This is a genomic window from Paenibacillus provencensis, from assembly GCF_042678545.1.
Lineage (GTDB): Bacteria > Bacillota > Bacilli > Paenibacillales > Paenibacillaceae > Paenibacillus > Paenibacillus provencensis.
In genome coordinates this window covers 1,604,925-1,623,206 of the sequence record NZ_JBHTKX010000001.1, presented here as the reverse complement: position 1 = coordinate 1,623,206, position 18,282 = coordinate 1,604,925, and the positions used below count along the sequence as shown (strand labels likewise).

Annotated in this window: 16 protein-coding genes and 1 pseudogene; 13 read left to right on the top strand and 4 right to left on the bottom strand. The window is 43.8% G+C overall.

Annotated features, from left to right (window positions below):
* Positions 1–120: 120 nt before the first annotated feature.
* The gene (locus ACFQ3J_RS07755; protein ID WP_251583908.1) at positions 121–1,110 is read left to right on the top strand and encodes a sugar phosphate nucleotidyltransferase; all 990 of its coding nucleotides are present in this window, start codon (positions 121–123) and stop codon (positions 1,108–1,110) included.
* Positions 1,107–2,396, top strand: a complete 1,290-nt coding sequence (locus tag ACFQ3J_RS07750; RefSeq protein ID WP_251583909.1) for a UDP-glucose dehydrogenase family protein — start codon at positions 1,107–1,109, stop codon at positions 2,394–2,396. Before ACFQ3J_RS07755 ends, ACFQ3J_RS07750 begins: the two co-directional genes overlap by 4 nt.
* Positions 2,397–2,502: 106 nt before the next feature.
* Here ACFQ3J_RS07750 and ACFQ3J_RS07745 read toward each other — a convergent pair whose 3' ends face one another.
* Positions 2,503–3,993: a glycoside hydrolase family 43 protein gene (locus tag ACFQ3J_RS07745; protein WP_251583911.1), complete on the bottom strand. Its 1,491-nt coding sequence runs from the start codon at positions 3,991–3,993 to the stop codon at positions 2,503–2,505.
* Between the two features lie 141 nt (positions 3,994–4,134).
* On the opposite strand from ACFQ3J_RS07745, the gene ACFQ3J_RS07740 reads away from it, so the two are divergent.
* The 3 genes from ACFQ3J_RS07740 to ACFQ3J_RS07730 all read left to right on the top strand — a co-directional run bounded on the left by ACFQ3J_RS07740 (position 4,135) and on the right by ACFQ3J_RS07730 (position 6,712).
* A complete protein-coding gene (locus tag ACFQ3J_RS07740) occupies positions 4,135–4,515 on the top strand; it encodes an SRPBCC domain-containing protein (protein ID WP_251584070.1) in 381 nt (126 codons plus the stop codon).
* Between the two features lie 145 nt (positions 4,516–4,660).
* The gene (locus ACFQ3J_RS07735; protein WP_251583912.1) at positions 4,661–6,067 is read left to right on the top strand and encodes an outer membrane protein assembly factor BamB family protein; all 1,407 of its coding nucleotides are present in this window, start codon (positions 4,661–4,663) and stop codon (positions 6,065–6,067) included.
* Between the two features lie 270 nt (positions 6,068–6,337).
* Positions 6,338–6,712: a VOC family protein gene (locus ACFQ3J_RS07730; RefSeq protein WP_251583913.1), complete on the top strand. Its 375-nt coding sequence runs from the start codon at positions 6,338–6,340 to the stop codon at positions 6,710–6,712.
* A 458-nt stretch (positions 6,713–7,170) separates the two neighbouring features.
* Here the strand turns inward: ACFQ3J_RS07730 and ACFQ3J_RS07725 are convergent, their stop codons facing one another.
* From ACFQ3J_RS07725 to ACFQ3J_RS07715, 3 genes are read right to left on the bottom strand one after another with little or no spacing between them, the layout of a single operon-like run.
* On the bottom strand, positions 7,171–8,274 hold the full coding sequence (locus tag ACFQ3J_RS07725; RefSeq protein WP_251583914.1) for a Ger(x)C family spore germination protein: 1,104 nt from the start codon (positions 8,272–8,274) through the stop codon (positions 7,171–7,173).
* Positions 8,267–9,373: a hypothetical protein gene (locus tag ACFQ3J_RS07720; RefSeq protein ID WP_251583915.1), complete on the bottom strand. Its 1,107-nt coding sequence runs from the start codon at positions 9,371–9,373 to the stop codon at positions 8,267–8,269. The genes ACFQ3J_RS07725 and ACFQ3J_RS07720 overlap by 8 nt, the downstream gene beginning before the upstream one ends.
* A gap of 2 nt (positions 9,374–9,375) precedes the next feature.
* Positions 9,376–10,701 carry a spore germination protein gene (locus tag ACFQ3J_RS07715; protein WP_251583916.1) on the bottom strand — a complete coding sequence of 442 codons (1,326 nt, stop codon included), beginning with the start codon at positions 10,699–10,701 and terminating at the stop codon, positions 9,376–9,378.
* Between the two features lie 358 nt (positions 10,702–11,059).
* On the opposite strand from ACFQ3J_RS07715, the gene ACFQ3J_RS07710 reads away from it, so the two are divergent.
* The 8 genes and pseudogenes from ACFQ3J_RS07710 (at position 11,060) to ACFQ3J_RS07675 (ending at position 18,230) form a co-directional block, all read left to right on the top strand.
* Positions 11,060–11,476 carry an Rrf2 family transcriptional regulator gene (locus ACFQ3J_RS07710; protein WP_251584072.1) on the top strand — a complete coding sequence of 139 codons (417 nt, stop codon included), beginning with the start codon at positions 11,060–11,062 and terminating at the stop codon, positions 11,474–11,476.
* Positions 11,477–11,576: 100 nt separating this feature from the next.
* Positions 11,577–12,449 (top strand): SDR family oxidoreductase, encoded by an 873-nt coding sequence (locus tag ACFQ3J_RS07705; protein WP_251583917.1) that lies wholly within the window; start codon positions 11,577–11,579, stop codon positions 12,447–12,449.
* A 44-nt stretch (positions 12,450–12,493) separates the two neighbouring features.
* Positions 12,494–13,349 (top strand): annotated as a pseudogene (locus tag ACFQ3J_RS07700) (VOC family protein).
* Between the two features lie 371 nt (positions 13,350–13,720).
* Positions 13,721–14,044, top strand: a complete 324-nt coding sequence (locus ACFQ3J_RS07695; RefSeq protein WP_251583918.1) for a hypothetical protein — start codon at positions 13,721–13,723, stop codon at positions 14,042–14,044.
* A 99-nt stretch (positions 14,045–14,143) separates the two neighbouring features.
* Complete coding sequence (locus ACFQ3J_RS07690; RefSeq protein ID WP_251583920.1) at positions 14,144–15,187, top strand: DUF1835 domain-containing protein; 1,044 nt, start codon at positions 14,144–14,146, stop codon at positions 15,185–15,187.
* A 29-nt stretch (positions 15,188–15,216) separates the two neighbouring features.
* Positions 15,217–15,657, top strand: a complete 441-nt coding sequence (locus tag ACFQ3J_RS07685; protein ID WP_251583922.1) for a hypothetical protein — start codon at positions 15,217–15,219, stop codon at positions 15,655–15,657.
* A gap of 79 nt (positions 15,658–15,736) precedes the next feature.
* Complete coding sequence (locus ACFQ3J_RS07680) at positions 15,737–16,627, top strand: TIGR01777 family oxidoreductase (RefSeq protein ID WP_091156133.1); 891 nt, start codon at positions 15,737–15,739, stop codon at positions 16,625–16,627.
* A 127-nt stretch (positions 16,628–16,754) separates the two neighbouring features.
* The gene (locus ACFQ3J_RS07675) at positions 16,755–18,230 is read left to right on the top strand and encodes a sensor domain-containing diguanylate cyclase (RefSeq protein ID WP_251583924.1); all 1,476 of its coding nucleotides are present in this window, start codon (positions 16,755–16,757) and stop codon (positions 18,228–18,230) included.
* Positions 18,231–18,282: the final 52 nt, after the last annotated feature.

The window sequence follows — 18,282 nt, the reverse complement described above, 5'->3', positions numbered from 1 at the left end:
TGAGGCCATTTTTAATGCGATTATTATGTTTATGTGCAAGTGGTAGATAGAAATCCAATCCAAATCTACTGTATTTACATAGAGTATAAAGAGAAAGTAATAGAGAGGAGAGAAACCATATTGAAGGGATTAATATTATGTGCAGGAAAAGGCTCGCGATTGTATCCCTTCACGATATCTTATCCGAAAACCTTGATTCCCGTAGCAAACGTGCCATTGCTTCATGGATGCATCGATAAATTAACGGAGCAAAATATATCTGAAATCGGAATCGTGATTCATCCTTCCCAGGAGTCTATCATCAAAGAGAGTTTACAAAAAATAAGTCACGAGAATATTAACATTACGTATATCTACCAGCATAAGCCGGAGGGAATTGCAAACGCACTGCTGCAGGCAAAGGATTTCATCGGTCAGGATTCATTCATTTTGATATTGGGAGACAATCTGATCTCCATTTCGTTATCGAAATTAAAAGAGCAAGTCGAACTGCAAGGTAATCACGCTGCACTGTTATTAGCAGAAGTAGATAACCCTCAGGATTACGGCATTGCTGAGGTGGTCGGTAAGAAGATCACTATGCTGGAGGAAAAACCAAAGAACCCAAGATCCAATCTAGCTGTGCTCGGGGCTTATGTATTCTCTCCTTCTATTTTTAAAGCGTCTGAAATGGTCAAGCCTTCGGCCAGAGGTGAATATGAGATTACGGACGCTATTCAGTGGTTGATTCAAAATGACTATCCGGTGTCCTTCTATAAAGCAGAGATTTCAAATATTGATGTCGGAACAATGGACCGTTGGATCGGGGCCAATCGAAAAATGCTAAAAGAGATGACATCTGAAAATTATATTCATCCTTCCGTTATTCTAAAAAACACGAAAATCATTTCACCTGTCTCGATTGATCAAGGCAGTATCCTTGAAGATTCAGTCATTGGACCTTATGTCTCCATCGGAGAGGGATCTACAGTTAAGGACTGTGTAATTGAAGACAGTATTCTCCTTAGCCATGTTCATCTGAATAAACTTTCTCAGCCCATTTTGAAAATGGTGGTTGGGTCCGGCTCTGCAATTGTTGGAACGGAAGAAAAGGGAGGAGGAGAGGAGTGAAGATACTTGTTATAGGCACCGGGTATGTCGGTACGACGACAGCTCTGGTGTTTGCTGAGATGGGCTGGAAGGTTACGGGATTGGATACGGACAGCCGTAAACTCAATCAATTGAAGCAAGGAATCCTTTATTTCCATGAACCCGGACTGACAGAACTACTTCAAAAGCATAATCAACTTGGAAATATCAACTTCACCTCTGACAAGAAGGAAGCTATAGAGAATAACGATGTTATTTTTATATGTGTAGGCACTCCTTCTCGGGCGGATGGAAGTGCAGATTTGACTTATGTGAAGCAGGTCGCTCAAGATATTGGTCAACATATGAACGGGTATAAACTCATTGTGAACAAGAGTACGGTTCCCGTTGGAACACAGGAGAAAGTTACGGAGTGGATCACTGAGACTCAACAAGGCTATCCCTTTGATGTTGCTTCCAATCCTGAGTTCTTACGCGAGGGTAAGGCACTAGAAGATTCATTAAATCCCGATCGTATTGTAATAGGTACGACAAATGATGCAGCAGCTAAGCAGCTACGAACACTTTATTCTTCTATGAAATGTGAACCCATTGAAACAACTCCCCGGACTGCTGAACTTATAAAATATGCTTCAAATGCGTTCCTCGCAACGAAAATTTCCTTTATGAATGAACTTTCCAGATTAAGTGACAAGCTGGGCGTTAATATCAAGGATGTCGCTGAAGGAATGGGGTACGATACAAGAATTGGAGCCAAGTTCCTGCAGGCAGGGATCGGTTATGGTGGTTCATGCTTTCCGAAAGATGTAGCGGCATTGGTTCATAAGGCAGAAGAAGAAGGCATGGAGCTGCAGATACTCAAACAGGTGATGAGCGTAAATGAAACACAATATTTATATTTGCTGGACAAGGCTAAGGCTCAGCTTGGAGACTTTTCGGGTAAAAAGGTGGCAGTATTGGGCTTGGCGTTTAAGCCAGATACAGATGACATTCGGGAAGCACCTTCTCTGCGGTTAATTCAGCAATTGATGGATCATCATGCTACAGTCCATTTGTTTGATCCGATCGCAAAGCTGCCTGCTGAATCGAAATATGACAAGGTTAATATTGCACAAGCACCGGAGGACGTCTTTAACGATGCAGATGCTGTATTCATATGTACTGAATGGCCGATATTTAAAGGCATTGATTGGATGATGCTACACTCGCACATGAAGCAGCCTAATATTTTTGATGGTAGAAATATGCTTGATGCACAAATGATGAAATCATTAGGATATTATTATCAAGGTATTGGCTATAAGTAACACTAGTGATTGATTATGACACAAAATATGAGTATAAAAGCTTAGGAGCAAAAGCCGCCTTTACATAAAAGGCGGCTTTTTTCCGCTGTTCTCCTACAAGTTAATTTCATTGGTATTTGCAGCTGAATTGCGTGAACTCCGCAGTAGATCCTTCACCACAAGCATACAAGCCAATGACTACACCTGTAAAACCTCCAGCGACCTCAGAGGATAGGTATTTTGTTTGAGCCGTTCCGAGTGGAGTCTGCTGGTCTCCGAGCTGAAGGAAGAAACTATAGCGTTCATGATCAGCTTGAACAATAAGTGTAGCGCGATTGCTGTCTTCTAAAGGTATCGTCGTTTGAATCGCTTTGATATCCCCGATGTTAAGACGCTCAATGACCTCATAGCCTTGTTCACTTTGGCGAATTGCGAGGTCGTAACGATGATTCTCATCCATATAAAGTGTGATTCCCGCTTCACCGCTTGTAAGGCTAACATCACAAGAAATGGCTGCATTAAAATCTCTTTGTCTTAAGCCTATAAAGGTTGGAGATTCTGCTTGATCTAGTGTAACTTCCGTCCCTTTAAGTGTCAGTTTGTCCTTCTCCAGGGTATAATTCTCGAAGCGAGGATGACGAAGATAGGACCAGTCCAGGCTCCATTCTGTATTCTCAAAGGTATACTCTTTCTTCTCATCCTGCACAACATGCTCTGGGATACGGTCAGTTTCAAAGCTTGTTAATGTCGTGCCGTTATGACCTGCTGTAAACCAGCCATCCTCGCCAAAAGTTACTGGAGTCAGGAATACTTCGCGTCCCAGATGATGATATGGAATCCACTTGCCAATCTGGCGGAAACCAAGGTGGAAGAGCCACCAGCTGCCCTCCTGATCTTGAATCAGATCGCCGTGCCCAACGGCTTGAACTTCGTAACCACCCAGATTGCGGTTCGTTAGTACCGGATTATGAGCATACGGTTCAAAAGGTCCGTGAAGAGAAGAGGAGCGAGCATAGGTCTCCATATGACCAAATTCAGTTCCACCTTCAGCGGCTAATAAATAATACCAGTCATTAATTTTGTACATATGCGGGCTTTCAAGAAAGCGACCACCCGTACCTTTCCATATAGGGAGACTAGGAGATAATTTGCGGCCAGTTTCGATATCAATCTCACATTGAAGAATAACACCCGTACCGTCGTCGTCGCTTCCGTTGCTCATGAAGTAGGCCTTGCCATCCTCAAAGTACAGATCGGGGTCGATACCTCCTTGATCAATGTAGATCGGATCAGACCACTCACCATAAATATCATCTGTCCAGACATAGAAATTCTGATGGGTCGTATCATTTGTGGTGGTCATATAGAAGCGCCCATTGTTATGCCGTATTGTAGGTGCAAAAACGCCGCCTGAGCTGTTTACCTTATCCAGCATAATTTGGCTCTTTCTCGTTAATACATGTCCGATTTGCTTCCAATTAATCAAGTCCATACTCTCAAAGAGTGGGACACCCGGGAAAAACTGAAACGAACTGCATACAAGATAGTAGGTATCATCTACTTTACAGACACTCGGGTCGGGATAAAAGCCTTTGATAATCGGGTTGTTATATTTCACAAGTCACCTCTGGTATGTAATTGTATTAGGTTGAGAAAGCGCTAACGAAACCGTTTTAGTAATCCGGGTTCATTATATCATCCATTGTTTGTTTGGAGCAATCCAAAATTATAGCAGGATTTGAGTTGGTTCGATAGAAGTATTGAAACGGAGCACCATTCGTTACATCAAGATCTGATTATTTGTGGAAGATTGGAACAGGGAAGTCATGTCCGTTGGGATTGGGAAATGTATGGCGTCTCAGATGAAATTCATGTCAAAGAAATGCATGAAAATAAACGGATTCTACTCGAATGGTCAGATCAGACGGAGACGGAATGGCTATTTACTTCCTCAGCAGATAACACGACCTATGTTACAATTACGAGCTCGGGATATACAGGTAGCGGGGATGAAATCGTGCAACGAGCCATAGATGATATGGGCGGCTATACGATAGTACTTTGTGGACTAAAGGCTTACCTCGAGCATAATATCGTCTTGAATCTAGTAGCTGACAAGGCTCCTGATGCGAATGTGTAGAAGAGTTAATAGACGAATTATCTAACTCGCTTTGCACACTAAAATAGAAATTATAGGATTATTTTATTAGTGAATGGAACTTTTTGCCCGCTAAAAGCGTTTAATCGTCAGGTAGCACGATATGTACTATTTGGGAGGGCGAAGGATGATTAGCTCTAAAAAGAATCACAGTAATCATAAATACAAAGAAAAGCGAATCATGCGAATATTAGCGATCATAGTTGCTGGTGTACTGACTGTTCATGGCGCACACATTCTTCCATCTTCATACGTTAGTGCGGAACAGGCAGATGTATCTGTACGTACCTGGTATTCCGGATCTGCAATCAAAGTGCCTGAATTAACGCCTGGTTGGACAATTCAGGTCGATAACTATTTGGAGCAGGATCAGGTTGGATCAGAACTTCAGGCTGTTGCTGAAGAAGGGAAAGTGTTTGCATTTTCGGGTAACAAGCTGATTGCTGTTGACGCACAGACAGGGAAGCGGTTATGGAGTTACGGTAACGGTAAAAATATGGACCCCATCATTACATATGACGAAGGGATCATCTATGGTATGACGACAGGTAAGAAGCCTTATGCTGTAAACGCAAAGACGGGAAAGTTAAAATGGCAGGCTCAGTCATCCACCTACGTTGATGCACGGGAATATACGGAAGCATTAATACCAACGTCAGACACGTTATATGCGATTAATGGCAGTTCTACCTTTGCTTATGATAAATCGACAGGCAAGCTTAAGTGGAAGGCGGGTGAAGGAAAGGCCGAAGGGAATGGCACGACTTATCTTGAAGAAGCCGATGACGTTGTTCTTAGAACCTTTTTCGTTCAAGGAGCGCTCACTTCTATTCAGCTAAATGCCTACGACAAGAAGACGGGGAAGCTGTTATGGGAGGATTTTGGCCAAGGTGATGCACTTAAAATACAAGATGGACTCGTGTACTCGATAGACCATTACTCGCCGATGCTGACTGATTATCAATCTCTGCCCGAACGCAAGTTGATCATAAATGCGTTTAATCTGAGAACAGGTGTAAAGAAGGGGAGCCGGGAATACGTTTGGAAGCTGACTGGTGAACCACCCTATAGCTACTATTCAGGCGGGGCATACCTGACAGGGGACAAGCTGTTCATTGAGCAAGGGGATAAGGTAGCAGAATATAAATTTAACAACTATAAAGCCGGAGAGCCCCCGCTTCGCAGCTTTCAACGACCTTATGGTGACAGCTGGGAAATGCTCGGAATTGTGAAGGAACGTCTTATGTTCAAGGATAAATCGGGAAATTTAGCCGGAGTCAAGCTGGTGAATGGTCAACAGATCGGATGGCAAGGGGATGCGCCCATAGCTCATATCGATGTGTATGGGAATGCCATGTTCATGGCGCAGCGTAACGGAACCGTGCTCGGTATCCATATGATGACAACGCAGCCGGTCTTCCGAGTCAAGACGGATGCTGATCTGCATGCAGCAACCCTTATGACAAACGGAATGATGATTATACAGGCAGAAGGCAGCCTGATCGGAGTGAAGGTACCCGCGTCATTGCGATAATTGACTTGAATTTGCTTATATTGGGGAATCCATCTTAATTACTAAAAATAGGATGAACAGGGCACTGCCGCATATATGCGGTGGTGTTTTTTTATGTCAAAAAAATCAGTTGATTTGTTGAAGTATAAGAGAAATAGACACCGGCTCATTTTCAAGAAATTAGAGAGTTTTCTTCGGCTTTATTTGCTAATATCAAAGAAGAATTAACTGTTATATGTCGAATGTATTCTATATTGAAGGACAATCTGCTTATTTATGGGGAGGTTTGAAATGAAGGTCAAACGAATCGTCGCCAATATAAATACGAAGGATATCACGGCAGCTAAATGCTTCTACCAGGATGTGCTCGGCCTTGATTTAATGATGGATCATGGTTGGATTAGAACTTATGGTTTAAACGAGGAGATGAGCATTCAAATTAGTTTCGCCTCACAGGGTGGCTCAGAAACGCCTACGCCTGATTTATCGATTGAAGTCGATGATGTCGATGCTGCATTAAAAGGTATGAAGAGAGCTGGATTTCCGATAGAATATGGGCCTGTTAATGAAGCTTGGGGCGTTCGACGATTCTATGTCCGCGACCCGTTTGGTAAGCTTATCAACATTCTTGCTCATGAACATAGATACACTAACGGCAAATCGTAAAGAGATGCTGGTTTGTTCAACTCCCTCGGTAAGATTTAGTTTTCTTGAATACTCGCTTATTCGCAGGATTTGCCCCTGTTATGAGGTCTGAAAGTTAGGAAGATTATTCCCGTTATGGACGTTGGCAACATGAAGGCGTACGGAAATAGAGGGGGAGGTTGTCGCCCCAGGTATTTCTAGATACTGCACGTATTCTCCATGCTGCCCGTCGTTTCTGAATTCGATAAAAGAAAGAAGCGAGTCGGGTACCCTTAGTTTTACTTGCGGCCCAAATTGTTATTTGCGGATCGCCTCCAAAACAAGACATATCATTTTCCTTAGTGATAGCTATACGGTGGGACTAGGATAGTAAGCAAGCATATCCAGTCATCATGCGTAAAAATAGCCCACCAGACCGGATTCAGTTTCCAATTAATAGAATTGGATCCCCTTTCGTCCGGCGCATAAGTGGTTCCGGGTTACTTCAAAGATCCGTCGGATCGTAGCTGAACCCGGACATCCGCGTCAAACTTCAGTTGTGGGTATAAAGTTTGCCAGGCCTCCCAATTTTCATTCGGATTCCAATGTTTGGAGAGGTAGTTAAGACCGAAGCCAAGCGGATCCAGCCCCGCATTCTGCATTTTTTCGAGTAGCATTACCAATTTCCGCTGTATTTCCCGTGCTTCTTCAGACGCGTAGGCAGACGCATCTGTCGACACGGTTACACTTTCTTTTCCAGCCTCCTCAACGACGCCACTTAGGCGGACATTATACCTAATCTTAGGCGGCTGTGTATCCTCCTTCAAATTATACCGTACCTTCGTATTGCGAAACTGGGTGACCACATGTTCATTCTCATTCTGACCATTGAGCTCGTAATGGAATACCTTCGGCTTTTTAGTGATTAACCTAAAGAGGCTCACCTCCTCTGGTACGAGTTCGAGCTTCATCCCCTTCTTATCAAATAGCGCCAGCCGTTCCGTAACAATTTCGTCTCCTTTATGCTCCAGAATTGGCAAATAAGGGTCAGATCCCCTCTCATAGAAGCGTGCATAAAACTTCGACATCGATACCGCATCAAGATACATCGATACCCCATGTATATTGGTAAACAAGTCGTTGAAGTAGATGCCGACCGGTTTCTCCGATTTCCTCTTTACCTTCAGTAGATCATTGGCATTTGGGCGAGCAACCGCCATCCAGGTAATGAATTGTAACCCGGGCTTGCGTACAGCGTAGTCGAGCAACGATTCCGCATTATTTCTGGCGATAACCTCATCCATGACAATTATTCTCGTCTGGGAGAAGTCAAGAAACTTTTCACTCTTGGCTTGAAGTGCCTCTACGGCATATGCGATCGAGTTTGCCTCCTGGTCAAGGATGAAAAAATCGTTTAACCCGATGCTTTCTCCCCCTTCATGCGCGGCGATCTTGAGCGTCACGCGATATCGCGCATTTTTCCCAACATCGACCCCAAGCCCTACGACGATGTTTCGCTTGTCGATGTCTACACCTCTGCAACCCGACAAGCAAAACAAGCTACCGAGAACGATAACCAGGAACACCAACAACAGCCTACACATAGGCATAACTCTTTTTTCGAGCGGAGTAAATGAGAAGGGCAACCAAACACAGGTTTCCGATCATTTGACTGATTAGATAATATCGACTTATTCGAATCCATAAGTTCATATCAGCTACATATAGGAGTCCGAACGGCACAGCAGCGAACACGGCCAGAATCAGCCATTCCGCTTTCTTCGGCCTGTTTATAAACATGGATTTTGCGAATTCGAACGCGAAATGCCAGCTGCTGATAATAATGATAAACGTAAATAGCGCCATTAAGAGTATGTATAAATAAGCCACTCTTTCGACCACGAACCACTCCATCCGGACTGAATCCGTTACCGAGAACCACATAAAGTTCAAATGCTCCAATGCCTCCATGCCGAAAAAACCAATCGGAATGAAATAACCCGCCAGGAGAAGGAATACGCCCGAACCCGTGGTTATAAGTAGAATACGTGAGAAGCTGGGTCGGCCGTTAGACGTCTTCCAACCGATGTCTTTCTGAAACCATGTTAAGTAGGTAAACCCAGAGAACAGGAAAGAGGCTGCCGCAATCCCCTCCCAGGTCGGCAGCGTCCGCACATAGGTAGCACCATGACCTATCGCATCCCAGGAAATTTGGTTATCGCTAATCGTATTTACAAAGAAAATAGCCGTGAACGGAAGGGTCAGCACAATTGAAACTTCCAAGACAAATAGAATCGTAACCGACTCCTGTCGGACAGCATACAAAACCGCCACGACCAGTAAGCCTGTGATCACATACTCTGAATCGGAAAACACCTGATGAAGGCTGAATAACTTGGCAAAAATAAATCCCCAAAGCAAGCCCATAACGTATTTTGAAATAATTAAATACCAATGCAACGGAACCGATATCCATCTCGAGACTCCCCCCTCCCTCAGGACATCCTTTATTGTTTGATTCGGAAAGGCGGAAAGGGACAACAAAGCCAAACTTTGCAGGAATATCCCGATAACTGCTCCAATAATAAGCGCGGCAGGGGCTCCATGGTACCGGTCGGCGATCAGTATTGTTGTTACAAAACTCGGAAAGTGCACTAACTGTGTCCCAAGGAGAAGATAGTACAAATAGCGTCTAGATAGCAATGTCAGCCACCTTGCCTTTCATGGATTTTATCTCGGTTGAACAATCGAAAATAAGGTTGTCCTAAACTCCTGAGCGAGGCGAGGTAAACGATTAACCCAAGTACCCCGAGAATGAATCCAACAAACCCGAAAAACGCGGTTACCAGCACCATCGGATACCTTACCACCCGGGTCGCGGTAGTCATCATGCTAATCGGGATGACAAAGCTAGAGATGGTAACGGTTGACATTATGATAATTATGATATGCGACACGAAACCGGCTTGGGATGCGGCCTCACCGAGTATCAGGCCCCCTACAGTCGTGGCGGCCTGTCCGACCGATTTAGGCAGCCTGATAGATGCTTCTACCAGAAACTCCCCCAGTATCAGCATGAACATGACTTCGATAATGGCCGGATACGGAACCATCGACCGACTCCCTGCAAGATGAAGAGCAATCTGGGGCCGCAGCATCTCCGGGGCATATTGAACTGCCAGAACATAGAAAGACGGAAACAGCGTCGTTATGGTTAAAGCTATATAGCGCAGTGTGGTAAAGAATCTGGACGCAAGCGATGGCTCGGTAATATCATCCATCGAAACAAAGAAATCGAAAAAGACGGCCGGCGCAATTAAAGCAAACGGGCTTCCCTCTAACAAGACCGCCACTTTTCCATCCTGGACGTTCTTCAGAATGCGGTCTACTCGTTCGGTAATCATGTAAAGCGGGAACAAGCTCCACTTGGACTTGCTGAATTTCTGGTGTAGTTGTCCGATGTTGGTTACGATCTCGAGTTTCACATCGTCCAATCGCCTGTTCATTTCTTGGAGCAAGGCAGGACTAACAATATCTTGATCGTAAACGAGCGAGAGCTTCGTTGACTGAGGGAGTCCGACCGTGCGGTTTTCCACGATAAATGATGACTTGCGGTAAGCGTTTCGAAGCAGATTCAACGAAACTCGCAGTTCCGCACTCAACCCGTGTTGAGGCCCGTGCAGAACCTTCTCGTTTGATGGCTCCGAAAGAGACTTGGCTTTGAAGTCAAGCATATCGACAGCAAGAATCGGATTGTTTTCGGTGATGATGCACACACGTCCAGATAACATCTGATCGATTGCCGCTCCCGGTTCGGTTAAGCTTTTGTTCCCGTGAAAAGACCGCACATACTCCGCAAACCGGCGCGGATCTTCATAGAAGGGTCTAATCAGTTGATCCGCGATTTTCTTCTCGTCGCAGATGCTGTTCAAATAAATCAACTTCACTAATTGGTTGTCGGATTCCAGAGCACGTTCGCTATAATCGCCGTTCCTCTCCAATTGGTTCCGTACGGATGTCAGTAAGTCCATCACAACCCCTCCTTATTCCTAGAGTTCCAATATTAGTCGGTTTTTATGCTGATAGCCTCATCATTCCTGGAATCAACCCATTGTTTTATTAAGCAAACGAGAGCGACTTATTCGAAAGCTAGGCGTATGGAAAAAAATGAAAATGCTATCGCTTTTTATATGAAAATGTTCAAACAGGAATACACTCTTTCTATATGGGAAAGAAGAACAAAAGAATTAATAATGGCCAAAACTATCATTCTCTGAAATTATCCATTTGGTGAACTTTAGTTCAAAATTGCTTCTGACCGTAAGTATCGGGCAGCTATTGACATGAAAATCAGTAGTAACTATAATGATTACAACGGTGGTGATGCACTTGAAACAAATAAGCACGCGCTTTTCTATCGGTGTCCATATTCTTTCTCTGATTGCTGTTAGTTCGAACGAATGTACTGGGGACTTCATTGCGGATAGTGTAAATACAAATCCTGTGGTAATCCGAAGAATTATGGGAATGCTAAAAAGGGCAGGGTTAGTGGAAGTACGTCCTGGGGTGGGAGGCGCTTCTCTACTCAAAACACCTGAGGAAATTACGCTTCTTGATGTTTATCGGGCTGTGAATGTAATTGAAGAAAATCGATTATTCCGTTTTCACGAAGATCCGAATGAGCGATGCCCAGTCGGGCGGAACATTGAGTTGGTTCTCCAATCCGAGTTGAATGAGGTTCAATCCGCTATGGAACACAGGTTGGCACAAACGACTTTGAGCCAACTCACAGCAAGGTTTAAATAAATGAGAGCTCCTTTAAAAGAGCTTTTATTTTATAAATTTGTTGTAACTGATAAAGTTATAACAATAGGAATTACAACAAAAATATTTGGAGGAATAGAAGATGAAAATGTTAGTCACAGGCGCGACAGGGAAATTAGGAATGTTAGTTGTAGAGTCGCTATTGAAATCTGTACCAGCGAGTCAGCTGACTGTCAGTGTCCGCAATCCAGAGAAAGCGGAAGGATTACGAGCTCGTGGAGTAGAAGTTCGCCTAGGAGATTTTGACCGTCCAGAAACATTGAATTCTGCTTTTGCAGGTATCAACCGTTTATTAATTATTTCTGCGGATGGAGACAACGAAACAAGAATTCGGCAGCACACAAATGCTGTAGCTGCTGCAGAACGTGCTGGAGTTAAATTTATTGCATATACCAGCTTAGCCAATGCAAGTGAAAGCACCATTTTCCTTGCTCCCGTACATCGTGCTACGGAAGAAGCCATTATCAAAACGGGTATTAGTTACTCCTTCTTACGCAACAACTGGTACTTGGAGAATGAAATCTCAAGCATTCAAGGCGTAATGGCAGGAGCTCCTTGGGTAACGTCTGCTAGATCTGGCAAGGTGGGTTGGGCACTTCGACAAGATTACGCGGAGGCGGCTGCAAAAGTATTGGCGGGGAACGAACACGAAAATACGATTTATGAACTTTCGGGAAAAGTAATGACGCAAGAAGAATTGGCGTCTGCTCTTGGCACGGTATTAGGCAAGGAAGTACCCGTACAACAGGTTGATGATGCCGCTTATGCCGACATCATGAAAGGCGCAGGTGTACCCGACTTCGTCATTCCTATTCTTGTAGGTATCCAGCAAGGCATTCGGGAAGGCGCATTGGAGGTCGAAAGCAACGATTTCGAAAAGCTGCTTGGTCGTCCAGTTACGCCAATCATTACGTCGCTGACTCAAATCGTTAACGAAATCTCTCAAACCAAATAAGAATAAAGCAATTCAAAGCATGTTAAAGAAAGGGGGGATATAAGATGTATTTTCATCGTGAACCTAATACTTTTGTTGGGCAAGTAAACTTAAAAGTTCAAAAATTAGAACGTGCCTTAACGTTTTATCAGGAGGTAATCGGGTTTAAGGTATTGGAACGAACGGAAAGAAAAGCTAACCTGACTGCGGATGGGAAGACGATTTTGTTATCCCTCGAACAACCGGATAACGTTGTACAGATGCAAGGTAAGACAACGGGACTGTATCATTTTGCACTACTCCTGCCGACACGCTCTGATCTTGCGAATATTGTTCAGCATTTTGTCGACATCGGTTTACGTTTCGGTTCATCCGACCATCTTGTTAGTGAAGCCCTTTACCTGTCAGATCCGGATGGAAACGGAATTGAAATTTATAGAGACCGCGATCCATCGAATTGGGAATGGAATATCGGTGAAGTGAGAATGGCAGTTGATCCTTTGAATTTCAGCGACCTCCTCTCTGGCAGAAAGCAGCAGGAATGGAATGGTCTGCCTGCTGATACCGTCATGGGGCATATCCACTTGCATGTATCTGATTTACGAAAGACAGAACAATTTTATATTAAGGGACTCGGTTTCGAAGTGGTAAACCGATATGGAAATCAAGCTCTTTTCATCTCTACTGGCAAGTATCATCACCATATTGGATTAAATACCTGGAACGGTGTGGGCGCACCCCAATCACCTGAAAACAGTGTCGGACTTAAATCATTCATCATTCACATTAGTTTGTCCCAATGAAGCAGCACGCGATCATGTTGTAGCTAATTTAATGAATTTTGGTGAATCCTTTAAAGAGGAAAATAACGCATTAGTTGTTGCCGATCCTTCTGGGAATCGTATTCACTTACTGGCTTAAATATGGAGATGAAGGACGTTTTACAAATGCAGGACTAGAAATTGGTCACTATACTTTGCACGACAAAATTGCACCTTGAAAAACGATCCAAGCAAAAGACGAAGGAGTTGCCACGGCAGCTCTTTTTTTGCTTGACTCACAAAATCGAGTGCTTGAATTTATGAATGCTCTGCTGGATGAACTGTCTTCGACACTGCTGATGAGAGGGGTCAAGGATGTGCATTACAGGAAACAGAGGATAGCCGGAAGGAGTTCATCGATTTCGCCCTGTTCCAACAGTAAGTGAAGCCATACCGGGACAATCTGCTCAATATCGAGGGCTATCATGTTAAGCCGCTAAAGGATACGCCTCAGGTGAAAAAGGGACCGCGATGGCGAAGGAGAACGCCAAATATGTGGTACCGAACATCAGTCTGACTCTGACATCCGCAACCTATATGGAAAGAGGCAATGAGCTTGATCTGCTGATCAGTGACGCACAAACAAAATATATTATGGGAAAGATTGATGAAGCCGGCTGGCAGGCAGAAGTAGATAAATGGCTTAAAGCTGGTGGATCATGGTTCAAGCAAGCAGGGGTTATCGAGGAATTTCAAGCATCTTATGATGCAAAACAAGAGAGTTTACGATGCAAAAAAGGGATTGCGGTGTTCAGAAATCTCTTCTTTTCTCCTTCCCAGCGTACTTATCTTTAACAAAGCAGGTTGCTTATTTCTAACGATAACGATACTTTTTCTGCTAAAGCGCGTTTATAATAGAAAAGCAAATTGGTATATAGGGAGGGGGAGATTTGATTGCCTGATCTAGAACAATTGAAATGGACCGTTGAGAAGATGAACGAATCCGAGCTCAGGACCCTGATACTTCATTTCATGATTCAAATGCAGTTGACACAAGAGCATGACTCCATGAAGGAAGAATTGTATGGTCGGATGATGAACATTTATGATGCCGTATTGAATACTCGAAGTGAGCAGCTAACGCGCAAGCAAAGCTGGTTGCCAGACGAGAACACGAAAAATATACATATCGTATTCGGCGCATCAGCTGCAGGAAGTGTGAAACAAATGATTCAAGAGTATGCCTCCCGGGAAATGGATCGGATTCTACTGTTTGATGAAGTGTTCTCTATTGGGCCGTTATGGCGGCTGCACGAAGAACAAGGGAGGGAACATCGAAGAGCCTGGTTCCGGCAGCATCTAGATCCAAAATTTGATGATGCAGGGGACAGGCAGCATCCTGCCATTGAGATCATACCTGAAGACGCGGTGATTTATATATGGTGCAGTAATAATGCTCACGAGCAGACAGGACTGCGATATGTGTGCTGGCTACTAAAAGATTACTCTAATTTACTGTATATACTCGATGCTCCAACCGCTAATGAACAGAGGGAGGATCAGCCGGGTGTATTACAATTCTATTCCCATACTGGAGAGATCTCATCAGAGGATTTATCGAGAGTGTATCAAGATGCATCCAAGCATGTTCTGGTGACTACTGAGCAAAGGCGCTCCTACGAGCAAGAATGGCTGTCTCTCTCTGAGAGCTCTAATTTGCTTCGAATATGGGCGTTTGGTGAGCTGATCTCAGCAGAAGTTACCTATTTTGATGATTATATACTCGAGAAGGTTCGTCTACTTGAAAAAGGTATACCAAATGGGGAGTTCCTGAAGGCGGCTAGAGTCATTGGCGAAGTAATCGGACATTCCGGGCAGTATACAGGGGACGCGTTCATTGAATACCGACTAAGAGAGCTGATCTATGGCGGCAAGCTGAAGATCCAAGGTGTACCGAGAGCCATGAGATATTACAGTGTTCGCAGTAAGAGAACATAAACAAATGACATCAAGAGGAATGACAGCAGATGAAACTAATAGAGCTTTATACTTCCGAAGTGAATGTAGATACGACCGTATTCTCCATTTTTTTTATAGTCTTTGCAATGGGAAACGCAGTCGTCGTATCCAGACTGATTAAGTTATCCGAGCAATATGTATCCAGGCTCCGGTATATCACCGGGCTTATCCTATTGTACGCTGGGGGAGCGGCAGGCTTCGAACTCGTCATGAAATACTTACCCTTGCTAGGACAAGAGGTCCCTGGACCAGGAGCAGGGATGCTTCTGATCGGTATCGGGGGAGCCGCGATCCTTACAGCCATATTTATCGTTGTAGAAAAGTATGTCTACCGCTTTAATAAGCTGCTGAATCCGACGATGTTGTTTATTGCAGCACAGCCTGTACTATTTCTTCTGTATTTTGCAATCATTATCGTGTTAGAGAAACTGAATCTACCCCCTATTTGAATCATCGGGCTTGGCTTGAACTTTTGAACTTATGAGTGAATCTATTTCATAATTTATCATAGAGAAAATAGGTGAACGTATGAAGAAGGTCGTTCTTGCAGGAGGGACTGGGTTTATCGGTCAATATTTCCAACATGGTTTCGAGCAGCAGGGATATCTTGTATTCATCATCTCAAGACAGCAAGGTCATATTTCTTGGCAAGATCACAAAGGTATAGCAGAGGCGCTGAATGGTGCAGATTTGTTAGTGAATCTGGCTGGTAAATCGGTAAACTGCAGATACAATGAATCGAACAAGAAAGAGATTATAGAGTCGCGTACGCGTACAACTCGGATTCTTGGAGATGCTGTACTCCAATGCAGCAAGCCCCCGGCTCTGTGGATTAATGCAAGTACAGCAACGATCTATCGTCATGCTGAAGACAAACCGATGACTGAACAATCAGGCGAGCTTGGCACAGGATTCTCTGTGGAGGTGGCAAAGGCATGGGAGGAAGCCTACTTCTCCTACGAACTGCCTCATACAAGGCAGGCTGCTCTTCGTATTGCCATTGTGCTCGGACCGGGCGGAGGCGTAATGACACCTTATATATATTTGACGCGATTTGGGCTAGGGGGCAAGCAGGGGCCAGGCAATCAAAAATTCAGCTTCATCCATGTCGAAGATCTGTTTCGTATGGTGCAGTATATTCAGAGCCGTCAGGAACTCTCGGGTGTATTTAATGCGTCTGCCCCAAACCCGGTGACCAATCAAGACCTGATGCATGAGATGAGGAAGGTCATGCGTGTGCCTGTTGGCATTCCGACCCCCAAATGGCTGCTGGAGATGGGCGCAATCGTCATTCGAACAGAGACAGAATTGATATTGAAGAGCAGATGGGTTATACCAGAGCGGTTACTGGAAGAAGGCTTTGAATTTAAATATCCGACGATACAATCGACCTTGAAGGCAGTACTGGACATCAAATAATTTAGCATAAAGTGATAGGAATTATTGAATAATGAACGAACTTTTTATGGATTTTCTAACGATATTGCTTCCCACTTATTTTTTCTTATATATGGCCATCACCTTAATTCATCGTAACAAAAGGAGTATGTTGAACCGAATAGCAGCATTTCTTATGCTTGCGTTTTTATTTTATTTTCTGGGGGAGTATATCAAGACCTCCTTGCTCCCAGAGTATCAGATGCAGATTGTTCTATACGGAAATGCCCCGATGCTTCTGTTTGTCATCTGCTTCTTAGTACACCTGTGTATTCTGATGGGGGACTCCACAACGGAGTATTTAAAGCGGCGATTACCGATTATCTATGCTGCCCCTTTTACATTGTGGCTTATTTTTCTTGTGACCATGGAGCATACGCAATTATATAACGTTGAAGTAACCGATGGCCGCAGTCCCCTGGATCCGTTATTTTTGCTGCTGACTCTCCTATTTGTAGCCGGATATATTCTCCTGTCTGCGGTGATCCTGTCTATGATCTGGTATAGAACGAAGGAAAAGAGAGTAAGAAAGGCATCCCGTTCATTACTTCTCGGCTTGTTCTCACTGTTTGCTTGGTTTGTAATGGTTACTTTGCTGCTGCAATCCATGTTAATAACCACCCGATACTCCATGATTCTATATTTTGTCGGTTATCTGATGTGGGCAGTTATATTGAGGCATCAGATAGGGAAGTACAATATCATGCCGGATTATCGCAAATTGTTTCATATTCTTTTTAAATCTGCTCCAACAGCCATCATGCTGCTTGATCGAAAGGGGACGGTAAGAGAGCTGAATCCTAAAGCTAAGCATTGGTTCGAAGGAATTCCAATTCAGGAGATTCCACAATCTATAGAGTTCAATAATGGGATAAGCCTCCACGATGTTCTGGCTTCCTTAGAAGAGCGGCGAGAAGGAGCATCCCACTGGGAGATAAGAGTGGATCGTGATCGAATGAAGCATGTTGATCTCATCATGAACCTGGAGTTGGTGGAAGGTGCGAATGAAGAGCTATTCGTTATGCATTTGACGGACGTGACCTCTTTAAAGAATACAGAGCGAAGACTGTTAGAATCCGAACAAGAATATAAGCATCTCGCACTTCACGATTCATTAACTAATTTAAGTAACAGAGCAGCAATGGAGGAATATCTTGAGCAAAAAATAGCGCAACAGGAAAGGTTTGCTCTCGTATTAATTGATCTGGATAATTTTAAGCCGGTTAACGATAGTTACGGTCATCTCGTCGGAGATCTGTATCTCAAGCATATCGCTCGTATCTTTAAGAATACCGCCGGACCAAGTGATCTGGCAGCCCGAATCGGGGGCGATGAGTTTGTGCTTATCGTAAGCTGTGATGATAAAACGGACACAGAGGTTATAGAAATGATTCATGACCGTCTATCTTCGTTATCTATGCATTCGTTTAGATACGAGAATACGGAAATTGCAATTTCATATTCCTCAGGGGTTAGCATATATCCAAGAGATGCATCCAATGTGACTCAATTACTGAAGATTGCAGATGAAGCGATGTATAAGGAAAAACGTACGGGAAGAGCTCTGTTCACTGCTAAGCTATAAATCATTTGTAGATAAGATAGACCTTGAAAATAAGTTGACAAAAATTAAATTT

Coding starts and splice junctions, on each gene's coding strand:
- ACFQ3J_RS07735 (WP_251583912.1), top strand. CDS start 4,661: ATGATTAGCTCTAAAAAGAATCACAGTAATCATAAATACAAAGAAAAG.
- ACFQ3J_RS07730 (WP_251583913.1), top strand. CDS start 6,338: ATGAAGGTCAAACGAATCGTCGCCAATATAAATACGAAGGATATCACG.
- ACFQ3J_RS07725 (WP_251583914.1), bottom strand. CDS start 8,274: ATGTGTAGGCTGTTGTTGGTGTTCCTGGTTATCGTTCTCGGTAGCTTG.
- ACFQ3J_RS07715 (WP_251583916.1), bottom strand. CDS start 10,701: ATGGACTTACTGACATCCGTACGGAACCAATTGGAGAGGAACGGCGAT.
- ACFQ3J_RS07705 (WP_251583917.1), top strand. CDS start 11,577: ATGAAAATGTTAGTCACAGGCGCGACAGGGAAATTAGGAATGTTAGTT.
- ACFQ3J_RS07695 (WP_251583918.1), top strand. CDS start 13,721: ATGGCGAAGGAGAACGCCAAATATGTGGTACCGAACATCAGTCTGACT.
- ACFQ3J_RS07685 (WP_251583922.1), top strand. CDS start 15,217: ATGAAACTAATAGAGCTTTATACTTCCGAAGTGAATGTAGATACGACC.
- ACFQ3J_RS07680 (WP_091156133.1), top strand. CDS start 15,737: ATGAAGAAGGTCGTTCTTGCAGGAGGGACTGGGTTTATCGGTCAATAT.
- ACFQ3J_RS07675 (WP_251583924.1), top strand. CDS start 16,755: ATGTTGAACCGAATAGCAGCATTTCTTATGCTTGCGTTTTTATTTTAT.